This window comes from Streptococcus sp. 27098_8_82, from assembly GCF_041431615.1.
Taxonomy (GTDB): Bacteria; Bacillota; Bacilli; order Lactobacillales; family Streptococcaceae; genus Streptococcus; species Streptococcus sanguinis_K.
The window spans coordinates 156,109-176,540 of sequence record NZ_JAPVYB010000004.1; the positions used below are offsets into that span (position 1 = coordinate 156,109).

The following is a 20,432-nucleotide window of genomic DNA, read 5'->3' on the forward strand; positions in this document are numbered from 1 at the left end:
GGAGAAGCCCGATGAAAAATGCAGAAAGAAAAGCTAATTTTAGTAAATATATCTTGCTAACACTGGGATCTATTATCATTTTAATTCCACTCTTAGCAACGATATTCAGTTCCTTTAAGTCTACCAAAGACATCGTTAATAATTTTTTCGGATTTCCGACTCAACCGACTTTAGAAAATTTCCAACGCCTTTTGGCTGATGGTATCGGAGGCTACTATTGGAATTCAATTGTAATCACGGTTCTATCTTTGGCTGTTGTCATGATTTTTATTCCCATGGCTGCTTACTCTATCGCTCGTAATATGTCTAAGAGAAAAGCTTTTGGTATTATGTATACGCTTTTGATTTTAGGGATTTTTGTTCCTTTTCAAGTTATCATGATTCCTATTACAGTTATGATGAGTAAGCTAGGACTAGCCAACACTTGGGGATTAATTATCCTCTATCTGGCTTACGCTGTTCCACAGACTCTCTTTCTCTATGTAGGCTACATTAAGATTTCCATTCCGGACAGTCTGGATGAGGCAGCAGAAATTGACGGTGCTGGAAAGTTTACAACTTATTTTAAGATTATCTTTCCTATGATGAAACCCATGCATGCGACAACCATGATTATCAATGCCCTCTGGTTCTGGAATGACTTCATGCTTCCTCTCTTGGTACTCAATAAAGACTCCAAGATGTGGACTCTGCCACTCTTCCAATATAACTACACAGGTCAATACTTTAATGATTATGGACCGAGCTTTGCTTCTTATGTTGTTGGGATTATCACCATTACTATCGTTTATCTCATCTTCCAGCGCAACATTATTGCTGGAATGAGCAATGGGGCAGTGAAGTAAGCTCAAGATACAAAGACCGTAAAAAGCTCACAGTGCATACAAAGGCAACCACATCCGTAAACTATTGAATTTGTAACGCCTGTGGAAAAATAGGGAATTGGAAAAAGAAGCTTCAGCTTTTTCATACAGAGCTTAGGGCGTTTTCCATTCAGCGCACGGGAAAGAGTATATAAGACAAGATTTTAGAGGAGAAGACTATGGCTATTCAAAATAAGACCATGCTGATTACTTACTCAGACAGCCTGGGGGAGAATTTAAAAGATTTATATGACAATTTAGAAAAGCATTTTGGCGATGCTGTTGGAGGAGTGCATTTGCTCCCTTTCTTCCCATCAACTGGTGACCGGGGATTCGCTCCAGTAGACTATGAAGAGGTTGATTCAGCCTTTGGTGACTGGGAGGATGTAGAAAAGCTGGGCGAGAAATATTATCTCATGTTTGACTTTATGATCAACCATATCTCACGCCAGTCCAAGTATTATAAGGATTTTCAGGAAAAGAAGGATCAGAGTGAGTATCGTGACCTCTTTCTCAGCTGGGATAAGTTTTGGCCAGAAAATCGTCCAACGCAAGCTGATGTTGACTTGATTTATAAGCGTAAGGATCGGGCGCCTAAGCAGGAAATCGTCTTTGCAGATGGAAGCACCGAGTATCTGTGGAACACCTTTGGTGAAGAGCAGATTGATCTAGATGTTCGCAGTCAGGTGACTAATGATTTCATCAAGAAAACATTGCGTCAACTGTCAGAGCATGGCTGTGATCTGATTCGTTTAGATGCATTTGCCTATGCAGTCAAAAAGTTAGATACCAATGATTTCTTTGTTGAGCCAGAAATCTGGGATCTCTTAGAAAAAGTCCAGCAGCAAGCGGCTGAGTTTGGGACGGATATTTTACCAGAAATTCATGAGCATTATTCTATCCAGTTCAAGATTGCAGAGCATGGCTACTTTGTCTATGATTTTGCGCTACCGATGGTAACTCTTTATTCTCTATACAGTGGTAAAGCAGAGCGTCTAGTTGAGTGGCTTGAAATGAGTCCTATGAAGCAATTCACAACACTGGACACCCACGATGGTATTGGGGTTGTTGATGTTAAGGATATTTTGACTGATGAAGAAATTGATTTTGCAACCAATGAACTATATAAGGTTGGGGCTAATGTCAAGCGTAAGTATTCCTCAGCTGAGTACAATAATCTGGACATTTACCAGATTAACTCGACTTACTACTCAGCCTTGGGCGATGACGACAAGAAGTACTTCATTAGCCGTCTGATTCAGGCTTTTGCTCCAGGGATTCCACAGGTCTATTATGTTGGTTTCTTAGCTGGGAAAAATGACCTTGAGCTGCTAGAAAACACTAAGGAAGGCCGCAATATCAACCGTCATTATTACAGTAATGAGGAGATTGCTGAAGAAGTCAAGCGTCCAGTTGTGCAAGCCTTGCTCAAGCTTTTCAGTTACCGCAACCAGTCTGCTGCCTTTGACCTAGATGGCATTATTGAAGTGAATCTATTGGATGAAAATAGCCTCCGGATTGTCCGTAGCAATGCAGATAAGTCAGTCACTGCTCAAGTAGTTATCAACCTCAAAGAATTGACATATAGCGCGAGTGAAAATGGCCAAGCTATCACTTTTGAATAGAGATAAGAAAAGAGAAGAATAATGGTAGAATTAAATCTGAAAAACATCTATAAAAAATATCCCAACAGCGACCACTACTCAGTGGAAGACTTCAATTTAGATATCAAGGACAAGGAATTTATCGTCTTTGTCGGTCCGTCCGGTTGCGGAAAATCAACTACGCTGCGTATGATTGCGGGTTTGGAGGACATCACAGAAGGAACTGCCTCTATTGACGGTACGGTGGTCAATGATGTAGCGCCCAAAGACCGCGACATCGCCATGGTCTTCCAGAACTATGCCCTTTATCCTCACATGACTGTCTACGACAACATGGCTTTTGGTCTCAAGCTGCGCAAGTACAGCAAGGAAGATATTGAAAAACGGGTCAATGAAGCAGCAGAAATCCTAGGCTTGAAGGAATTCTTGCAACGCAAACCAGCTGATTTGTCTGGCGGTCAGCGTCAGCGGGTAGCAATGGGACGCGCTATTGTTCGGGATGCAAAGGTTTTCCTTATGGATGAGCCTCTGTCTAACTTGGATGCGAAGCTGCGTGTTTCTATGCGGGCGGAGATTGCTAAGATTCACCGCCGTATCGGGGCAACAACTATTTACGTTACCCACGACCAGACTGAAGCTATGACCTTGGCGGATCGGATCGTTATCATGTCAGCGACCAAGAATCCTGCTGGAACTGGTACGATTGGTCGAGTGGAGCAGATTGGTACGCCGCAGGAAGTCTATAAACATCCGGCAAATAAGTTTGTGGCCGGCTTCATTGGCAGCCCAGCTATGAACTTCTTTGAAGTGACACTGGAAGATGGCCGTCTTGTCGGACCAAACAGAGACTTCAGTCTCCAAGTCCCAGAGGGCAATCTTAAGAGGTTGCGGGAGAAGGGCTATGAAGGCAATAAGTTGATTTTTGGTATTCGTCCTGAAGATATCAACATGGAACCAGCCTTTCTGGAAACCTTCCCTGAGTCGGTTCTAACTGCGAAGATTTCTGTTTCTGAGTTGCTTGGAGCGGAGTCTCACCTCTACTGTACGGTTGGTGGCAGTGAGTTTGTTGCCAAAGTTGATGCACGTGATCATATGAATACCGGAAGCAGTATTAAACTTGGCTTCGACCTAAACAAGGCGCATTACTTTGATGCTGAGACGGAAGACAATATTTTCTAATCTATTGCTCCTTATAAAATAATCCAGACAGATTACTGTTTGGATTTTTACAAAAAATCTATCTATAAAATTAGTAAAATTTTACTAAATTTATTGAAGTTTTACTCGGAAACAGTTATAATAAAACCAAGAAAACGATTACAATATCGATTATTCATTTTAAAGGAGTTTAGCTTATGTCAAACCTAATTTCAGCGGAGCAAGTCCGCGCAGATTTTGCCAAGGTTTTTGGAGTAGAAGCGGACCACACTTTCTTTTCACCCGGTCGGATCAATCTGATTGGTGAGCATACGGACTATAACGGCGGCCATGTTTTTCCTGCTGCGATTTCTCTAGGAACTTATGGAGCGGCTCGCAAGCGGGACGATCAGCTCTTGAGATTCTTCTCAGGGAATTTTGAAGAAAAAGGGATTATTGAAGTGTCGCTGGAAAACCTGCACTTTGAGCCTGAGCATAACTGGACCAACTATCCGAAAGGAGTTCTGCATTTTCTGCAGGAGGCAGGCCATACAATTGACCGAGGTATGGATGTCTATGTTTATGGAAATATTCCAAATGGTTCTGGCTTATCATCTTCTGCATCGCTAGAGCTTTTGACGGGTGTCATTGCTGAGAAACTCTTTGCTTTGCAGTTGGAACGTTTGGACCTAGTGAAAATCGGTAAATTAACTGAAAATGAGTTTATCGGGGTTAATTCTGGCATTATGGACCAGTTTGCTATCGGAATGGGCGCTGACCAGCGGGCTATTTACTTAGATACAAATACTCTTGAGTATGATTTGGTACCGCTTGATCTTAAGGATAATGTCGTAGTGATTATGAATACCAACAAGCGTCGTGAGTTAGCTGACTCTAAATACAATGAGCGTCGGGTGGAGTGCGAAAAAGCTGTTGAAGAGCTCAATCGCAAGCTGTCTATCGCTACCTTGGGTGAGTTGGACGAGTGGGCCTTTGATGAGTATAGCTATCTGATAGAGGACGAAAATCGTCTCAAACGGGCTCGCCATGCTGTTTTAGAAAATCAACGCACTTTGCAAGCGCGGGCAGCTTTGCAGGCAGGCGATCTTGACAAATTCGGCCGTCTCATGAATGCGTCCCATGTTTCTTTAGAGCATGACTATGAAGTGACTGGTCTAGAGCTGGACACCTTGGTTCACACGGCCTGGGAGCAAGAAGGTGTTCTGGGGGCTCGTATGACTGGAGCAGGCTTCGGTGGCTGCGCCATTGCTTTAGTTGCTAAGGATGCGGTGGAATTTTTCAAAGAAAATGTCGGCCGCAAGTATCAAGAAGTTGTCGGCTATGCCCCTAGCTTTTACATTGCAGAAGTAGCTGGCGGAAGCCGAGTGCTGGACTAATTCACAGAAAAGAAACTTGGGCTGACAGGAATGCCGGCCCTTTACTAGCAAGAGAAAGGAAAATCTATGTCCAAGAAGTTACTGGATGCTTTTGTATCTGCAGTGATTGACAATAGCACTTTTGAGGAAATGGACACCATCTATCTGAACAATCGTGTCATGGCTCTGGTTGGAGAGGCAGTGGCAGAGCAGGAGACCGAGGCTGAGCAGCTAATTGACCTTAAGGATGACTTGGTAGCTGTGGCTGTGGAGAATGGGAAGATTGGTGATACTCTGACTGAGCAGGATATACTGGGAGCTGAGCTCATGGACTTGATTACACCAGCCCCTAGTCGGATCAATCAGGACTTCTGGACGACCTATGCTTCAAGTCCCGAGCAAGCTGTGGCTGATTTTTACCAGCTTAGTCAAAAGAATGACTATATCAAGGTTAAGGCCATTGCTAAAAACATTGCTTTCAAAGCACCGACTGAATATGGAGATTTGGAAATTACCATCAATCTCTCTAAGCCAGAAAAGGATCCCAAGGAGATTGCGGCAGCTAAAAAGGCTAAGAACAGCAATTATCCAGCCTGCCAGCTTTGCATGGAAAATGAAGGATACCAAGGCCGCTTGGACCATCCAGCTCGCGCCAATCATCGGATTATTCGATTTGACTTGGCTAGTCAGGAGTGGGGGTTTCAGTATTCCCCCTATGCCTACTTTAATGAACATTGCATATTTCTGCACAGTCAGCACCTTCCTATGGCGATTAGCCGGCTGACCTTTGAGCGCCTGCTGGACATTGTTGAGACCTTTCCGGGCTATTTTGCTGGCTCAAATGCCGACCTGCCTATTGTCGGCGGCTCTATCCTGACTCACGACCACTATCAGGGCGGACGTCACACCTTCCCTATGGAAATAGCAGAGCTGGATTGCAGCTTTACTTTTAGCAGGTTTGAAGAGGTGGAAGCAGGTATTGTCAAGTGGCCTATGTCCGTCATTCGTCTAAGGTCTGAGAAAAAGCAATTGTTGATTGAGTTGGCTGACAAGATCTTGCAAGCTTGGCGGACCTATTCTGACCCGAGTGTGCAGATTTTGGCAGAGTCTGAGGGTGAGTCACATCACACTATCACACCGATTGCCCGCAGAAAAGATAGATGTTTTGAGCTAGACTTGGTCTTGCGGGATAATCAAACTTCCCCAGAACATCCGGATGGCATTTACCATCCTCATAGGGATGTGCAGCATATTAAGAAAGAAAATATCGGCCTGATTGAGGTGATGGGACTAGCTATTCTGCCGCCTCGACTCAAGGAAGAACTCAAGCAGGTGGAACTGTTTCTGCTGGGAGAAGACTGTCAGGTCGCTGCCTATCATCAGGAGTGGGCCAATCAACTCAAAGACCAGAATCCAGATGTTACCGATGAGACGGTGGAAGGAGTAGTTCAGGCCTCGGTTGGACAAATTTTCAGCCGAGTACTGGAAGATGCTGGAGTTTACAAGCGAACTGAGGAGGGGCAGACTGCTTTCATGCGCTTTGTCCAATCCGTTGGCATCCTGCCTTAGGAAATGTGTTATAATGAGACAAGTCTAACTGGGAAAGGAAGTTTTATGGCAATTTTAGTATTAGGTGGTGCTGGCTATATCGGATCACACATGGTTGACCGTTTGATAACAGCTGGCAAGGAAGAAGTAGTCGTTGTCGATAATTTGGTGACTGGCCATCGCGCAGCTGTCCATCCGCAAGCTGTCTTTTATGAGGGCGATTTAGCTGATAAGGATTTTATGCGTAGTGTATTTGCCAAACATCCATCTATCGATGCAGTCATTCACTTTGCTGCCTTTTCACTGGTCGCAGAGTCCATGTTAGATCCGCTCAAGTATTTTGACAATAACACAGCCGGTATGGTTTCACTTTTGGAGGTCATGCAGGAATGCGGCGTTAAAAACATTGTCTTTTCTTCAACTGCTGCGACTTATGGCATTCCCGAGGAAGTGCCGATTCTGGAAACGACTCCGCAAAAGCCTATCAATCCTTATGGTGAGAGCAAACTTATGATGGAGACCATTATGCGCTGGGCAGACCGGGCCTATGGGATCAAGTTTGTAGCTCTGCGTTATTTCAATGTGGCCGGTGCCAAGCCCGACGGCTCTATTGGCGAGGACCACGGACCTGAAACTCATCTCTTGCCCATTGTGCTTCAAGTGGCTCAGGGCAAACGTGAGAAGATTGCCGTCTTTGGCGACGACTATGACACTCCAGACGGCACCAATGTTCGCGATTATGTCCATCCTTTCGACTTGGCTGACGCCCATATTCTGGCTGTTGAGCATCTGCGTGCTGGAAATCCTTCAGATGCCTTTAACCTTGGTTCTTCGACTGGTTTTTCCAACCTGCAGATTGTAGAAGCGGCCCGAAAGGTGACCGGACATCCTATTCCTTTGGAAATAGCAGAGCGGCGCCCAGGGGATCCGGATACGCTGATTGCTTCCTCTGAGAAGGCAAGAAATGTTCTGGGTTGGCAGCCGAAATTTGACAATATCGAAACCATTATCGAAACTGCTTGGAAATGGCACTCCAGTCATCCAAATGGCTATGATGACAGAAGATAAACTGACAAACCAGCTAGAAAAGCTGGTTTTTTACTTTGAATTATAAAACCCTTCTTTACAAATTTTTAAAAGCATTTTATAATAAAAAGAAGATTGATTGACATATTATCTGAAATCTTGTTTAGTTGCTACTAACTCTTAGTATGTCTTAAAAAATCAGGTAGTTACAGATGCGACGGGAAGCAACATTTTAGAATAACGAATTTTTGTACTACGATCAGATGTGACAGTTGTTGACAGTTTGTTGTGTAAGGGCTTTAGAGACTTATGATATAATGAAGCCATAAAAGTTTGAGAAGTCTCTTAATCTTTTCAAGCAGATTTTCATAAAAAGAATAGGAAATAAGTATGCGTTCGATTCTTGCCTTATATATCACCCTGATGCCGGTCATTCTGGCTGGAGTTCTGAATATGATCTTTTGCAAGTCTTCACTGCTAGAGGCGGCTTATCAACCAATGGATGCTGGGCTGATTTTAAAGGATGGGAGGAGGCTTTTTGGGGCTAACAAGACCTGGAAAGGTTTCTTTGGCATGATTGTCTGGGGAGCTTTGGCGCAGATCCTTTGGGGATTGTTCTTGAAGAGCATTCCTAGCCTAGAGAAGCTACACTTGGTCTATGCCTTCTACGAAAATGCCGTGCTCTTTAATCTGGTGCTAGGGGCTCTTTTGGGGCTGGCTTATGTTTTGTTTGAGCTGCCCAATAGCTTTATCAAGCGCCGTTTGGAAATCAGAGAGGGCAAGACGGCGGAAAATGGCTGGAAATGGACCTTTATCTGGATAGACCAGATTGATTCCTTGATTGGCTGTATTATTTTCTTACTTTTCTATATCCCTCTGTCCTGGCAGCAGATGCTGGGCATTCTAATCCTAGGGGCGGGTACGCATCTGGGAGTCAATCGTCTGCTCTACTGGGCTAAGCTTAGAAAAAATCGTATGTGAGATGGGAGTTTTTGATGAAAGAACTATGGCTGGAAAAAGAGCCTTCGGTCGTCTATGGCGGTAAAATCAATCAGTTAATCAACCTTTGTCAGCTGGGGCTTTCGGTTCCTAAGGCTTTGATTTTGCCGGCGGACCAAGTAATGGCTTGGCTAAGAGCGGCTCTGCCAGAATACTCAAAAGAGGGACTTAAAGAGTTAATCAAACTGGGCAAGGAGGAAATCGCGGAGCGTTTGCAGCAGTATCCCTTGGATCCAGCTTGGCTACAGCAGTTAGCAGACTTTTGTCAGGAAAATCAAGCTTATATTGTTCGCAGTAGTGCCATCTTAGAAGACGGACAGGCCATGTCATTCGCTGGCCAATATGACTCGATTGGCAATTGCCGGACACTGTCAGAAATTGAGCAGGGCATTCGTTCTTGTCTGCTTTCCCTCTTTAATCCAGAAGCTTTGGCCTACTGGCAGCGCCAGGGTTTGCCTGAGCAGGATTTTGCTATGGCAGTGCTGATTCAGGAGCAGATAGAGCCTGACTTCAGCGGTGTCTGCTTTTCTCTAGATGTGGCGACTAATCAGGACCAGTCTATGCTGCTTGAGTATGTAAAAGGCTCGGCTGAGAGCTTGGTTAACGGTCAAATTAATCCTGAGCAGCTGACTCTTGCTTGGTACAAGCCGGACTGGAGCCAGTTTGAAAAAGTTGAAATGCCTCTGGCAGTCTTGCAGAAGCTGCATGAACTGGTATTGGAGATTGTAGCGTATTTTGGTCGGCCGATGGATATTGAGTGGTGTGCTGTCCAAGAGCAAGTCTATTTGCTGCAGGCTCGGCCCATCACGACAGTACCAACTAAAATCGACAGTGGCCGCTGGACGACGGCGAATTTTCGGGATGGTGGCGTGGCGGCCCAGCCCTGTCCAAATCTGATGTGGAGCCTTTACCGCCATTCTTGGCAAGAGGCACTCTCCAGTTTTTTGCTGGCAATTGGCTTAGAGCCTGAAGGAGTGATGCCGCCGCTGATGCGCCTGCATTATGCCCGACCCTTCTGGAACTTAGGCGTGGTCAAGCAAGGTATGGAGCAGATTCCGGGTTATATTGAGCGAGACTTTGATGATGAGCTGGGAGTCAATAAAGACTACCAAGGTCAAGGTTTTACCAGCAAATTAAGTCCAGCCTTGCTCTTGAATTTCCTGCGGGTAGCCTTGAAAACGCAAAAAGTAACTAAGACTTTTCTGCATCAGGCGCCAGACAAGCTGCAAGAGCTGCGCCAGCAATTTAACCGCTTGAATCAAGAAATACGAGAACTGAATGACCAAAGCCCGCTGCAGCAGGTCGAGAGTCTTTGGCAGTTAGTGCTAAATCAGGCTTATTTAGACAGTGAGGGAACTTATTTTTGGCAGGCCTACATCAATACGGTCCAGCTGTCCATGAAAAAGACCAGTCTGCTCAAATGGCTGACGGTCGACGAATTTTTCCAACTGATAGCTAAGTTAGGAAATGTTTCGCATACCAAGCCTTTAGCTCGAATGCTGGAAGCTGCGGATCTTATTTTGGCAGACGAGAAGCTGATAGACGACTGGCTGAAGTTATCGGTGGAAGAGTTGCAGGAACTGGCTGCACGATATCCTGAGCGAGCAGATTTCATCAAGATTCAGGATTTCCAAAAGGACTTTGGCTATCACTCGGCTCGGGAGCTGGACTTGCGAGTGCCAAGCTACGAAGAAGATGCTCATCAGGTTCTGACAGCGGTTCAGCAGTTGGTTGCTGATTCAGCTTACTACCAGGCGGCCAAAGCTTCGCTTAGTCCTGTCTCAGAGTCTGAACTTGATCTTGCCCATCTATCTCGAGCTAAGCAGAAAAAGATAGAAAAAATCAGTCAAGACTTGCGGAACTTGCTCTGGTGGCGAGAGGAGTTCAAGGATATTTCCACGCGCTATTACCACCTCATTCGTCAGATTAGTCTCAAACTCGGCCAGGCCTACGAAAAGCAAGGCTTTCTGAAAGATTCTCAAGATATTTTTTACCTTAAGAAAGAAAGTCTGACTGCCTTTATGGAAGGGCAAAAGACTGCAGAACAGCTTCAAGAAGAAGCAGCTGATAATCAGCATTATTGCCAGGCTTATAGGAATTTTGAGCCAGTGGGTGATTTGACCGACAAAGAGATGAGCTTGAAAGAGGTGACTCGTGACAGTCGGACCCTGCTGACGGGGATGCCAGCCAGCAGCGGTCAGGTAACCGGTCGGGTTCGAGTTCTCTTGGATTTGGCTGATATTGAGACGATTGAACCGGGAGAAATTCTTGTCACTCGCTATACAGATACGGGTTGGAGCTATGTTTTCGGTATTCTAGGCGGTCTTGTGACAGAGTACGGTGGAGTTCTCTGCCATGCCTCCATTGTCGCTCGGGAATGCGGGATTCCAGCTCTGGTCTGCGCTAAGAATGCAACTCAGCTGCTAAAAACTGGCATGTTGGTTACTTTAGATGGAAGAAGAGGGGAAATAAGAATTCATGAAGAAGAATGAACCTTTGTTTATCGGTGAATACGACAAATCTGTTATCCTGACCTATATGGGCGCTGCTTTTGCACTGTTGGCAGTCTATGCCGTCATTCAGTCCCAGCTGCGGCTAGCCATGATGGCTTTTATCGTTAGCGGTATTTGTGATCTCTTTGACGGTGTCGTGGCGCGACGGATGAAGCGGACTGAAAGTCAGAAGCGCTTTGGCATTGAGATTGATTCGCTCTGCGACATGATTAACTTTGCGGCTCTTCCGGCGGTGCTCCTCATGACCCAGCTGCCCTTGGGAGCGGCCAATATCATCTTGGCTGTCCTCTATGTCTTGGCTGCGGTCACGCGCTTGGCGCATTTTAACCGCTTGGCCAAGCATGATGAAGGATCTGGCCCTTATTTTATCGGCTTGCCCGTGACTTACAGCGCCCTATTTTTCCCATTGACCTATCTGGTCTGTCAATGGCTGGCGCCTGGCCTCTTTGCCTGGGTGTGGCTGGGCTTGTCTCTTTTGCTGACCTTCTTATTTGTCTACAACTGCCGAATTCCCAAGCCAAATAAGCTGGCCTATCTGGTCTTTGCGATTTTAGCTGTTGCTAGCTTGATTGGTCTGGGGGTTCTCCCGCATGGTTAAGGTCTATCAAAGAAAGACTGGCCAAGTAGTTGAACCGACAGAATACAAGGCGAGTCTGTTAGACAAGCTTTATGGTACTGCTTGGGGGCGCTTCCTATTGCCTATCTTGACCCGACCTAGCCTGTCTTATCTTCTGACTTTGAAAGACTACACTTCTTTTTCTCGTAAGAAAATTGCAGCTTTTGTAGAAAATTATCAGCTGAATCTGGATGACTATGAAGATGGCCCCTATTCTAGCTTCGCGGCTTTTTTCCAGCGGAGAATCAAGCCCGCTCTGCGTCCGGTCTGTCCTGACAGTCAAGTACTGGCAGTGGCAGATGCCAAGCTAGAGGCTTTTACCATCAGTCAGGACTTGCAGCTGATGATTAAGGGGCAGACGTACAGTCTTGCTGACTTACTGCTGGATGAAGAATTGGCTCAGTTGTTCAGTGGCGGAACAGCGCTTGTCTATCGTTTGGGAGTGGAAGACCTGCACCGCTATCTGGCTGCTGAATCCGGCAGAATTACCCGAAGACGAAAAATCAAAGGCCGCCTGCATACGGTCAGGCAGGTAGCCCAGAAACGGCGCTTGATTTACAAGGAAAATAAAAGAGAATACTGTCTTTTAGATACCGACCTAGGACCTGTCCTGCAGATGGAAGTAGGGGCTCTCTTGGTCGGAAGAATATACAATCACAGTCAGGACCATTTGGTCAGAGGACAGGAGAAGGGCTGCTTTGGTCTGGGCGGCTCAACCATTCTTATCCTCTATCCAGCAGGCACGATTCGCTTGGATCAGGATATCCTGACTTACTCAGACCTCGGAATAGAAACCCAGATTCAAATGGGTGAAAAGATTGGAGAAAAGCTATGTTTAAACGATTAGCTGTTTATTATAAGGAAATGTTTCCTCTGCTGCCGCGCTTTTTTGTGGCTGCCATCATGTTTTTTGAGATTTATTTTGTCCTTCTGCTCAATGACGGAGTAACCACCTTTCGCTTTGACCATCAGGAGTTGATCGGAATTTTTACCATTTTCGTCTTTCTGATGATTCTGCGGATTGCGGATGATTTCAAGGACTACGAGACCGACAGGCGGCTCTTTCCTCATCGAGCTCTGCCATCTGGCCGAGTGAAAAAGAAGGACCTGGCTATTGCCCTCAGCTTTATCGTAGCTGTGTCTGTGATTCTCAATATCCTCTTTATGAACAATATCGGCTGGTTCCTCTTTCTCTATATCTACGGAACTCTCATGTCCTTCTGGTTTTTCAAGCGTGACAAGATTCAAAATTCACTGCCACTAGCTCTAGTAACCCATAATCCGGTCATGATGATTTTGAATCTCTATACTATCTCTTTTGTCTGTTACAAGTATAATCTGCCTCTCTTGTCCCTCCCGACCGTCTTGCTGGCCTTTACCATGTATTTCCCAAGTCTGATCTGGGAAGTCTGCCGCAAGATTCGGGCGCCAAAAGACGAGACAGAGTATGTGACCTATTCTAAGCTTTTTGGTTACAAAAAAGCCACTCGTTTTATCGAGGTGGTGACTCTGCTGGATATCTTGACAAATTTCGCCCTTCTCTGGAATATTTCCCATGTCGGAGTGGTGGTCTTGGTGCTGAATGTCATCTGGATGACCGTCCAGTTTGAGCAGTTTATCAAGGATCCGACTCGCTTTAATATACGTGAGCGGGTGGAGCGCTATACCTATATCACGGAGACGACCATGGTTCTGTCCGTTGCTGTTTATCTCTTGATGGGGGTACTTTGATGAAAAGAATCAAGCAGACAGGGCTTGACCAGGTCGGAGGCAAGGCCTATCATTTACTGAAAATGCAGGCTGCTGGTTTGCCGATTCCTGACTTTGCAGTGTTTGCTTTTGACTTTTTTCAAGAATCTGCCAGCTCTGCTGACTTGGAGCGGATGGAAGAAGCTTATCGGTCTGGAGAGTTGGACTTGTCCCAACTCAGTCAGCAGCTCCAGGACTGGGCTAAAGAGCAGTTTGCGCAAGAAGATCTGACAGCGGCAGAAAACTGGATCCGGAAGGAGTTTTCTCAGAAAGACTGTCGCTTTGCAGTTCGCTCATCAGCAACCATTGAGGATGGGAAGGCTTCATCCTTTGCCGGTCAGTTTGAGAGCCAGCTCAATGTGAAGCCAGAGGGGCTTAAAGAAGCCGTCCAAGCGACCTTGCTCTCTCTTTATCAGGAGTCAGCTCTTAGTTATCTATTTGAGCAAGGCCTATCGTTGAAGCAGGCACAGATGATTTGCCTTGTTCAGGTCATGCAGGAGGGAGAACTGTCTGGGATTTACTTCACAGCTAATCCCAAGGGCATTCTGAACGAGCACATCATTGTCATCGGTCGGGGATTGGGCAATAAGGTTGTCGAGGATAAGATTCCTACGACAATGGTGACGCTTCATCCCAAGGACCAGCTCTTTTATACAGAACAGACGGAGGACTCACCAGACGTATCACAGGAACAACTCAAGGAGCTACAATCTTTAGCTAGTCAGGTGAGTCAGCTTTTCGGACCTTATATGGATATGGAGTTTACCTTCGCCAATGGCCAACTCTATCTCTTGCAGGCACGACCTATTACCACCTTGCCAGAGGGACAGCAGATTATTCTGGATAACAGCAACATTGTCGAGAGCTATCCGGGCGTTTCCAGTCCTTTGACCATTAGTTTTATTCAAGAGGCTTATGCCAGCATTTTCCGAAGTCTGGCTCAACGCTTGGTTGGCAAGGATGCCCCTGAGTTGGCTGCCTATGAAGCCATCTTTCAAAATATGCTGCAGCCGGTCAACAGCCGGGTTTATTACCAGATTCAGAGCTGGTATCAGCTCTTGCAGCTTCTGCCTTTTTCGAAGAAAATCATTCCTATCTGGCAGGATATGCTGGGCGTTCGAGAGACAGAGGTACCTCAGATGCCGGTGCATCTGTCTGCTTTCAAACGCCTGCAAATCATGCTCCGTATCATCCGAGAGTTTTGGACAGCACCCAAGCAAATGCGGCAATCGGAAGAGCAGTTTGCCCAGATTCAGCGCGAATACGAAGCGAGCTTTTCTCCCGACGCAGATGCGGAGACCTTGATTGCCTTGGTCAGTAAGCTAAAAGAGGATATTCTGGCTCACTGGGACATTACGCTAGTCAATGATCTTTATGCTTTTGTCTATACCGGACTCCTGAAGAAGTCGCGTCGCGGCGGGGCTGTTCAGGCTGAGATTGCAGGAATTGAGCAGATTGAAAGTATGCGGCCGGCTTTGGCTCTGCAGGCTTTAACAGCTCAGCTGAAAGCAGAAGAAAATGCAGAGATTAGACAGGCCATGGCAAGTGAAAGTCCAGCAGTCTTTCTAAGTCGTCAGCACCCTTTGGTCCAAAAAATTACCCATTTTATCCATGAATTTGGTGATCGGGCTCCGGAAGAGTTGAAATTAGAAACTCCAACCTTTCGAACGCACCCAGAGCGTCTGCTCAAGCTCCTGCTGCAAATGTGCCAACAAGAGGAGAAGAAGTTGGCCCCTCAGAAACTTGAAGAAGCTGAGCAAAAATCAGACTGGTGGACGAATTTTCTTCGCAAGCGAGCCATGACTGGTGTTAAATATCGGGAGAGCTCTCGCTTAAACCGCACACGAATCTACGGCATGATGCGGCAGATTTTCCGAACGCTTGGGCAGCAATTAGCCGAGCAAGGGCTGCTGGCTACGCCTGACGATGTTTTTTACCTGACAAAGGAAGAATTGTTTGAGCTGACCAGAAAGCCCAGAGATGTTAGCGACTTGATAGCCGAGCGTCGAGAGAAATTGGAGGCTGATAAGGAACTGCCAACCTTTAGTCGCTATGTTTTTGCTGGACAAGTCTTTGAGAAATACCTGAAACCGCAAAACCGTACCAGCAGTCATAATACGGGCAATCAAGCTTTACAAGGGATTGGCTGCTCACCTGGCTGCGTTAAGGCTCAGGTTTTGGTCGTGGAAGATGTGCAGGAGATTGAGTCTGCTCAGGACCGGATTATCGTGACCAAGATGACCGATCCGGGCTGGGTTTATCTTCTGACCCAAGCCAAGGGTGTCATTGCCGAGCAGGGGTCTTTGCTCTCGCACACGGCCATTATTTCCCGCGAGTTAGGTATTCCTTCAATTGTCAATGTCAGAGGTGCCTGCAGCCAGCTGCAAAACGGTGATTGGATTGAGATGGATGGCCTTACTGGCAAGATTCGACTGATCAAGGAGGAAGACCATGCTGGAAATTAAACCAGTCAAACCTAATACTGTAGAGCTGGACGATTTTCTAGCCCTGCCCAAGCAGATTTACCAACCAGACCACCTCATGCAGTCGGAAGAGGAAGAGCTGGCTTTGATTGAAGGCAGTCACCCGCTGAGTCCTGACTTAGAAACCTATGCCTTTATTGGCTATGAGGACAGTCGGACTTGTATTCGAGGGATCCTGACCTTCTATCCAGGTGATGCGGCTGCTTACTTGGGATTTTTCGAGTCGATTAATGACCAACAGATTGCATCTGTTTTTATCAAGCATTTAGCAGGTTTTGCTCGCAGTCTCGGAGCGATTAAGATAATCGGCCCCGTACAGGCAAGTTTTTGGCTGGGCTATCGAATGCAGCTGACTGGAACAGAGGAGCTTCCTTTTACTGGAGAACCTCATAATCCAGACTATTATCCTCAGCTGTGGCAGGATGCTGGTTTTGAGCTCAAGGAGCGCTATCTATCCAATTTTTATCCCAAGGTCAGCAATCAAACTCATCAGGACAAGCTAGCTCATCGCTTTGAGTCTTTTGAAGAAGCGGGTTTCACCATTTGCTCTCCCAAAAAGAAAGACTGGGAAGAAGCTTCGCTGCAGGTTTTTGAGCTCCTCAATCGCCTCTATCAAGATTTTCCGATTTATCGGTCAATTTCTAGTCAGCAGTTCAGTCAGATTTTTCAGAAATACCAGTACATTCTTGATTTTTCTATGGTTAAGCTGGCCTATAAGGAGGGCAAGCTAGCTGGTTTTCTGATTGCCATGCCGGACTATGGTTCTCTGGTTTATCAAAAACTGACTCCTCTTAATATAGCCAAGCTTTTTTGGACCAAGCGTTTTCCCAAACGTTATACAATTATGTATCTAGGAGTAGATGAGCAATTCTTGGGGTTGGGCTCTGCCTTGGCCTATCCGATTTTTAAAGAAGCGCAGAAGAGACAAGCTTCAGCTATTGGGGCCTTGATTCATCAAAAAACTGTCACGCGCCACTATGCAGCGGAATTGCAAGGAGACAAGCATGAGTATGGTCTCTTTGAGTTGAATTTGAACTCCTGACTAACAAAGTAAATCACATTTTAAAAAGCAAATTTTCTAACCGAAGATTTGTTTTTTTATTTTTTTAGTTAAAAATGAACACTATTTTCAGGTTGTTCAAAAACATGATGATTTCAGCTTTCAAAGATATATTTTTAAGCAAAAGCATTGAATTTTTGTAGGAAATTCTGTAAAATTTTAAGAGATTATTATATGGAGAAAAGGGAATTATTATGGAAAAAAGAATCACTGGCGATACGCTCCAGCGTTATTCTTTTAGAAAGTTATCAGTAGGATTGGTTTCCGCCACTATCGGAAGCTTCTTTTTGAGTACCGCCATAGGGGGAAATATAAGCACGGTTGAGGCTGCAGAAGTCTCAGCCGGCAAAACCGTTCCAGTTAAGTATCACTACGTAGTAGAGTCTGAACTGACTGAAGCTGAGAAGAATGCAGTTGTTAAGGAGCTTCCAAAGTTTGTGGAAGAAAACTCTGATGCTTATTATCTGGTTTACCGTCCAAAGACCCAGGGGCTTTCGGCAAAAAGTTTGCCAAAGACGGGCTACTCAAGTCTGTGGGAAGCAACTTTTGCAGCTGCAGGACTGACTTTAGCAGTCTTAGTAATTTCACGAGGTAGAAATGGTAAGCGATACCTATCTTCCATTATACTGGTGACGGGTCTAGGCTCTATTCTCCTAGCTCCTTCTGTATTTGCAGTGACCAATATTGAATTAGCCGCCTATAATCAAAGGCTGAATTTGACAGTGGGAGATAAGCTGCCGGAGCCTTTAGAGATTGCTGGTTTCGAATATGTTGGCTATCTGAAAAGCGGTGAACAGAGCAAGGAGAACGCAGCAGGAAGTCATCAGCTTCCTACGGCACAAAAGGATTTGTCAGCTGTTGAAGTCGATCAGCAGGCGGGCAAATCTGCTAGTCTTTCTGGGAATCCGGGTACTGCCAACAAGCCGGTATCTACTGAAACAGAGAAATTGACCGAGCAAGAAAAAGAGATTATTGCTGCCAAAGAACGTGAATTCGCTCGGCTTTCTCCAGTCACTGAAGTACCAGAACTGGAATTCAAGAGCCAAGAAAGCAGCCAGACCCAAGTCCTGCCTTATCAAACAGAATACCAATATTCAAATGAACTCGCAGAGGGGCAATCTCAGGTCATTCGTGCAGGTGTCGCTGGTACACGTACTGTCGTCACTCGCAATTATATTGTAGGTAAAGAGATTGTAAAAAGCGAAGTCGTTTCAGACCAGGTAACTGCAGAGCCAGTTTCGGAAATTGTGTTGGTTGGAACTGCTGCAGTCAAATCTGTACCAAAAGAAGCACCAGTGCAAGAAGTCCCAGAGCTTACCAGCTATGGCACTGCACCAGATACCGCACCCGTAAATGAAGTTCCCGAATTGACGACTTATGGAACGACGCCCGATACAGCGCCAGTGCAAGAAGTTCCAGAGCTAACAACTTATGGTACCTCACCAGATGAAGCACCCGTGCAAGAAGTTCCCGAATTGACGACTTATGGCACAACGCCCGATACTGCACCGGTTCAAGAAGTGCCTGAGTCAACGACTTATGGCACTGCACCAGACACCGCTCCAGTGCAAGAAGTTCCGGAATTGACGACCTATGGCACAACACCAGATACCGCACCGATTCAAGAAGTCCCAGAATTGACGTCTTATGGCACTGCACCGGATACTGCTCCCGTACAAGAATCTCCAGAACTAACAATTTATGGTACCGTACCAGATGACGCACCAGTGCATCAAGCCCCAAAATTAGAGCTGACTGCGACGGATGAAACCAGAAGAGAAAAGATCGATTTTTCCGTCGAAGAACAGTATACTGATGAGATTCCAGAAGGCAGTCGCCAAATTGCCACACCAGGTGTACAGGGTGAGCGGGCTATTACCACTCGTATCTATAGCTCGAATGGCCAAGAAGTTGACCGCCAAGTTTTATCGGATGAAGAAATTCTTGCAGCAGTTACTCAAATTATTAAGGTCGGTACAAGTAAGTCAAGTCTGATTCCGGCTGACGCACCAAAGGTAGAAGAGCTATCAGAATACCCGCTAACTTACACGGACGAAACTCGAGTAGAGAAAATTAACTATACTATTCGTGAAGAAGAGACTGACGAGCTAGTCCAAGGTACTCGTCAAATTGCAACTCCAGGTGTTGAGGGTGAGCGAACTATTAAGACTCGTGTCTACAGTTCCAATGGTCAAGAAGTTGACCGTCAGGAGTTATCGAATGAGGAAACTCTAGCCCCAGTGACGCAAGTTGTCAAAGTTGGTACGGCTAAACCAAATATGGTACCGAACGATGCACCAAAAGCCGATGCTCTTCCAGAGTACCCATTAACTTACACGGACGAAACGCGTGTTGAAAAAGTAGCCTTCAATATTTTGGAACAATACACTGATGAGTTGCCACAGGATGCCCGCCAAATCGCAACACCGGGTGTTCAGGGTGAACGAACAATCAAGACTCGTGTCTACAGTTCCAACGGTCAAGAAGTTGACCGCCAAGAGTTGTCCAATGAGGAAACATTGGCTCCAGTAACGCAGGTTGTCAAAGTTGGCACGGCTAAGCCAACCATGGTCCCAAACGCTGCGCCAAAAGCAGAAGTTCTTCCAGAGTATCCTCTGACTTATACGGACGAAACCCGAGTAGAGAAAGTTGCTTTCAACATCGAGGAACAATATACCGATGAGTTGCCACAGGATGCCCGTCAAATCGCAACTCCGGGAGTGCAAGGTGAGCGTACGATTAAGACCCGTGTCTACAGTTCTAACGGTCAAGAAATCGAACGCCAAGAGCTTTCTAACGAGGAAACATTGGCTCCAGTAACGCAAGTCGTCAAAGTTGGCACGGCTAAGCCGCACATGGTACCAGGTAATGCACCAAAAGTAGATACTTTACCAGAGTACCCGCTGACTTACACCGACGAAACCCGAGTGGAGAAAATTAATTTCACCATTCGTGAAGAAGAAACGGACGAACTTGTTCGAGAAGCCCGTCAAATCGCAACTCCGGGAGTTCAAGGTGAACGCACTATCAAGACCCGCGTCTATAGTTCCAACGGTCAAGAAATTGATCGTCAAGAGCTTTCCAATGAAGAAACTCTAGCTCCAGTAACGCAAGTCGTCAAAGTCGGAACTGCTAAGCCAAATATGGTACCGAGTGATGCACCAAAAGCAGATTCTTTGCCAGAGTATCCACTGACTTTCACAGACGAAACTAGAGTTGAAAAAATTAACTTCACAATTCGTGAAGAAGAAACGGACGAACTTGTTCGAGATGCTCGCCAAATTGCGACTCCGGGTGTCCAAGGCGAGCGGACGATTAAGACTCGTATTTACAGCTCCAATGGTCAAGAAATTGATCGTCAAGTGCTTTCTAACGAGGAAACTCTAGCTCCAGTAACACAAATTGTTAAAGTTGGTACAGCTAAGCCAACCATGGTACCGAACGAAGCTCCGAAAGCA

At 45.9% G+C, this 20,432-nt stretch carries 14 protein-coding genes; all 14 read left to right on the forward strand.

Going from position 1 to position 20,432, the window contains the following annotated elements; genetic code table 11:
* Positions 1-11: 11 nt before the first annotated feature.
* A complete protein-coding gene (locus tag O3627_RS08455; protein ID WP_002912289.1) occupies positions 12-845 on the forward strand; it encodes a carbohydrate ABC transporter permease in 834 nt (277 codons plus the stop codon).
* Between the two features lie 197 nt (positions 846-1,042).
* Positions 1,043-2,488: a sucrose phosphorylase gene (gene gtfA, locus O3627_RS08460; RefSeq protein WP_002921495.1), complete on the forward strand. Its 1,446-nt coding sequence runs from the start codon at positions 1,043-1,045 to the stop codon at positions 2,486-2,488.
* 21 nt (positions 2,489-2,509) lie between these two features.
* Positions 2,510-3,646: an ABC transporter ATP-binding protein gene (locus O3627_RS08465; protein WP_002912291.1), complete on the forward strand. Its 1,137-nt coding sequence runs from the start codon at positions 2,510-2,512 to the stop codon at positions 3,644-3,646.
* A 176-nt stretch (positions 3,647-3,822) separates the two neighbouring features.
* The gene (locus tag O3627_RS08470; protein ID WP_343091872.1) at positions 3,823-5,001 is read left to right on the forward strand and encodes a galactokinase; all 1,179 of its coding nucleotides are present in this window, start codon (positions 3,823-3,825) and stop codon (positions 4,999-5,001) included.
* 66 nt (positions 5,002-5,067) lie between these two features.
* Positions 5,068-6,549, forward strand: coding sequence for a UDP-glucose--hexose-1-phosphate uridylyltransferase (gene galT, locus O3627_RS08475; protein ID WP_343091873.1), 1,482 nt, complete (start codon positions 5,068-5,070; stop codon positions 6,547-6,549).
* A 45-nt stretch (positions 6,550-6,594) separates the two neighbouring features.
* Positions 6,595-7,596, forward strand: coding sequence for a UDP-glucose 4-epimerase GalE (gene galE / locus O3627_RS08480; protein ID WP_343091874.1), 1,002 nt, complete (start codon positions 6,595-6,597; stop codon positions 7,594-7,596).
* A gap of 348 nt (positions 7,597-7,944) precedes the next feature.
* Positions 7,945-8,535, forward strand: a complete 591-nt coding sequence (locus tag O3627_RS08485) for a CDP-archaeol synthase (protein WP_343091875.1) — start codon at positions 7,945-7,947, stop codon at positions 8,533-8,535.
* Between the two features lie 14 nt (positions 8,536-8,549).
* Positions 8,550-11,045, forward strand: coding sequence for a PEP/pyruvate-binding domain-containing protein (locus O3627_RS08490; RefSeq protein ID WP_343091876.1), 2,496 nt, complete (start codon positions 8,550-8,552; stop codon positions 11,043-11,045).
* Positions 11,032-11,664: a phosphatidylcholine/phosphatidylserine synthase gene (locus tag O3627_RS08495; protein ID WP_125351382.1), complete on the forward strand. Its 633-nt coding sequence runs from the start codon at positions 11,032-11,034 to the stop codon at positions 11,662-11,664. Before O3627_RS08490 ends, O3627_RS08495 begins: the two co-directional genes overlap by 14 nt.
* A complete protein-coding gene (locus O3627_RS08500) occupies positions 11,657-12,529 on the forward strand; it encodes a phosphatidylserine decarboxylase (protein WP_268697658.1) in 873 nt (290 codons plus the stop codon). The genes O3627_RS08495 and O3627_RS08500 overlap by 8 nt, the downstream gene beginning before the upstream one ends.
* Positions 12,514-13,413 carry a UbiA family prenyltransferase gene (locus O3627_RS08505; RefSeq protein WP_002909900.1) on the forward strand — a complete coding sequence of 300 codons (900 nt, stop codon included), beginning with the start codon at positions 12,514-12,516 and terminating at the stop codon, positions 13,411-13,413. The genes O3627_RS08500 and O3627_RS08505 overlap by 16 nt, the downstream gene beginning before the upstream one ends.
* Entirely contained in the window at positions 13,413-15,896 is a 2,484-nt protein-coding gene (locus O3627_RS08510) for a phosphoenolpyruvate synthase (RefSeq protein ID WP_343091877.1), read from the forward strand. The genes O3627_RS08505 and O3627_RS08510 overlap by 1 nt, the downstream gene beginning before the upstream one ends.
* Positions 15,883-16,956 (forward strand): hypothetical protein, encoded by a 1,074-nt coding sequence (locus O3627_RS08515; protein ID WP_343091878.1) that lies wholly within the window; start codon positions 15,883-15,885, stop codon positions 16,954-16,956. Before O3627_RS08510 ends, O3627_RS08515 begins: the two co-directional genes overlap by 14 nt.
* Positions 16,957-17,168: 212 nt before the next feature.
* On the forward strand, positions 17,169-20,432 hold a 3,264-nt coding region (locus O3627_RS08520), incomplete at its 3' end, for an SIALI-17 repeat-containing surface protein (RefSeq protein ID WP_371621344.1).

What these genes read in the sequence shown, in the direction of transcription:
- O3627_RS08455 (WP_002912289.1), top strand. Translation starts at nt 12, where the DNA reads ATGAAAAATGCAGAAAGAAAAGCTAATTTTAGTAAATATATCTTGCTA.
- gtfA (WP_002921495.1), top strand. Translation starts at nt 1,043, where the DNA reads ATGGCTATTCAAAATAAGACCATGCTGATTACTTACTCAGACAGCCTG.
- O3627_RS08465 (WP_002912291.1), top strand. Translation starts at nt 2,510, where the DNA reads ATGGTAGAATTAAATCTGAAAAACATCTATAAAAAATATCCCAACAGC.
- O3627_RS08470 (WP_343091872.1), top strand. Translation starts at nt 3,823, where the DNA reads ATGTCAAACCTAATTTCAGCGGAGCAAGTCCGCGCAGATTTTGCCAAG.
- galT (WP_343091873.1), top strand. Translation starts at nt 5,068, where the DNA reads ATGTCCAAGAAGTTACTGGATGCTTTTGTATCTGCAGTGATTGACAAT.
- galE (WP_343091874.1), top strand. Translation starts at nt 6,595, where the DNA reads ATGGCAATTTTAGTATTAGGTGGTGCTGGCTATATCGGATCACACATG.
- O3627_RS08485 (WP_343091875.1), top strand. Translation starts at nt 7,945, where the DNA reads ATGCGTTCGATTCTTGCCTTATATATCACCCTGATGCCGGTCATTCTG.
- O3627_RS08490 (WP_343091876.1), top strand. Translation starts at nt 8,550, where the DNA reads ATGAAAGAACTATGGCTGGAAAAAGAGCCTTCGGTCGTCTATGGCGGT.
- O3627_RS08495 (WP_125351382.1), top strand. Translation starts at nt 11,032, where the DNA reads ATGAAGAAGAATGAACCTTTGTTTATCGGTGAATACGACAAATCTGTT.
- O3627_RS08500 (WP_268697658.1), top strand. Translation starts at nt 11,657, where the DNA reads ATGGTTAAGGTCTATCAAAGAAAGACTGGCCAAGTAGTTGAACCGACA.
- O3627_RS08505 (WP_002909900.1), top strand. Translation starts at nt 12,514, where the DNA reads ATGTTTAAACGATTAGCTGTTTATTATAAGGAAATGTTTCCTCTGCTG.
- O3627_RS08510 (WP_343091877.1), top strand. Translation starts at nt 13,413, where the DNA reads ATGAAAAGAATCAAGCAGACAGGGCTTGACCAGGTCGGAGGCAAGGCC.
- O3627_RS08515 (WP_343091878.1), top strand. Translation starts at nt 15,883, where the DNA reads ATGCTGGAAATTAAACCAGTCAAACCTAATACTGTAGAGCTGGACGAT.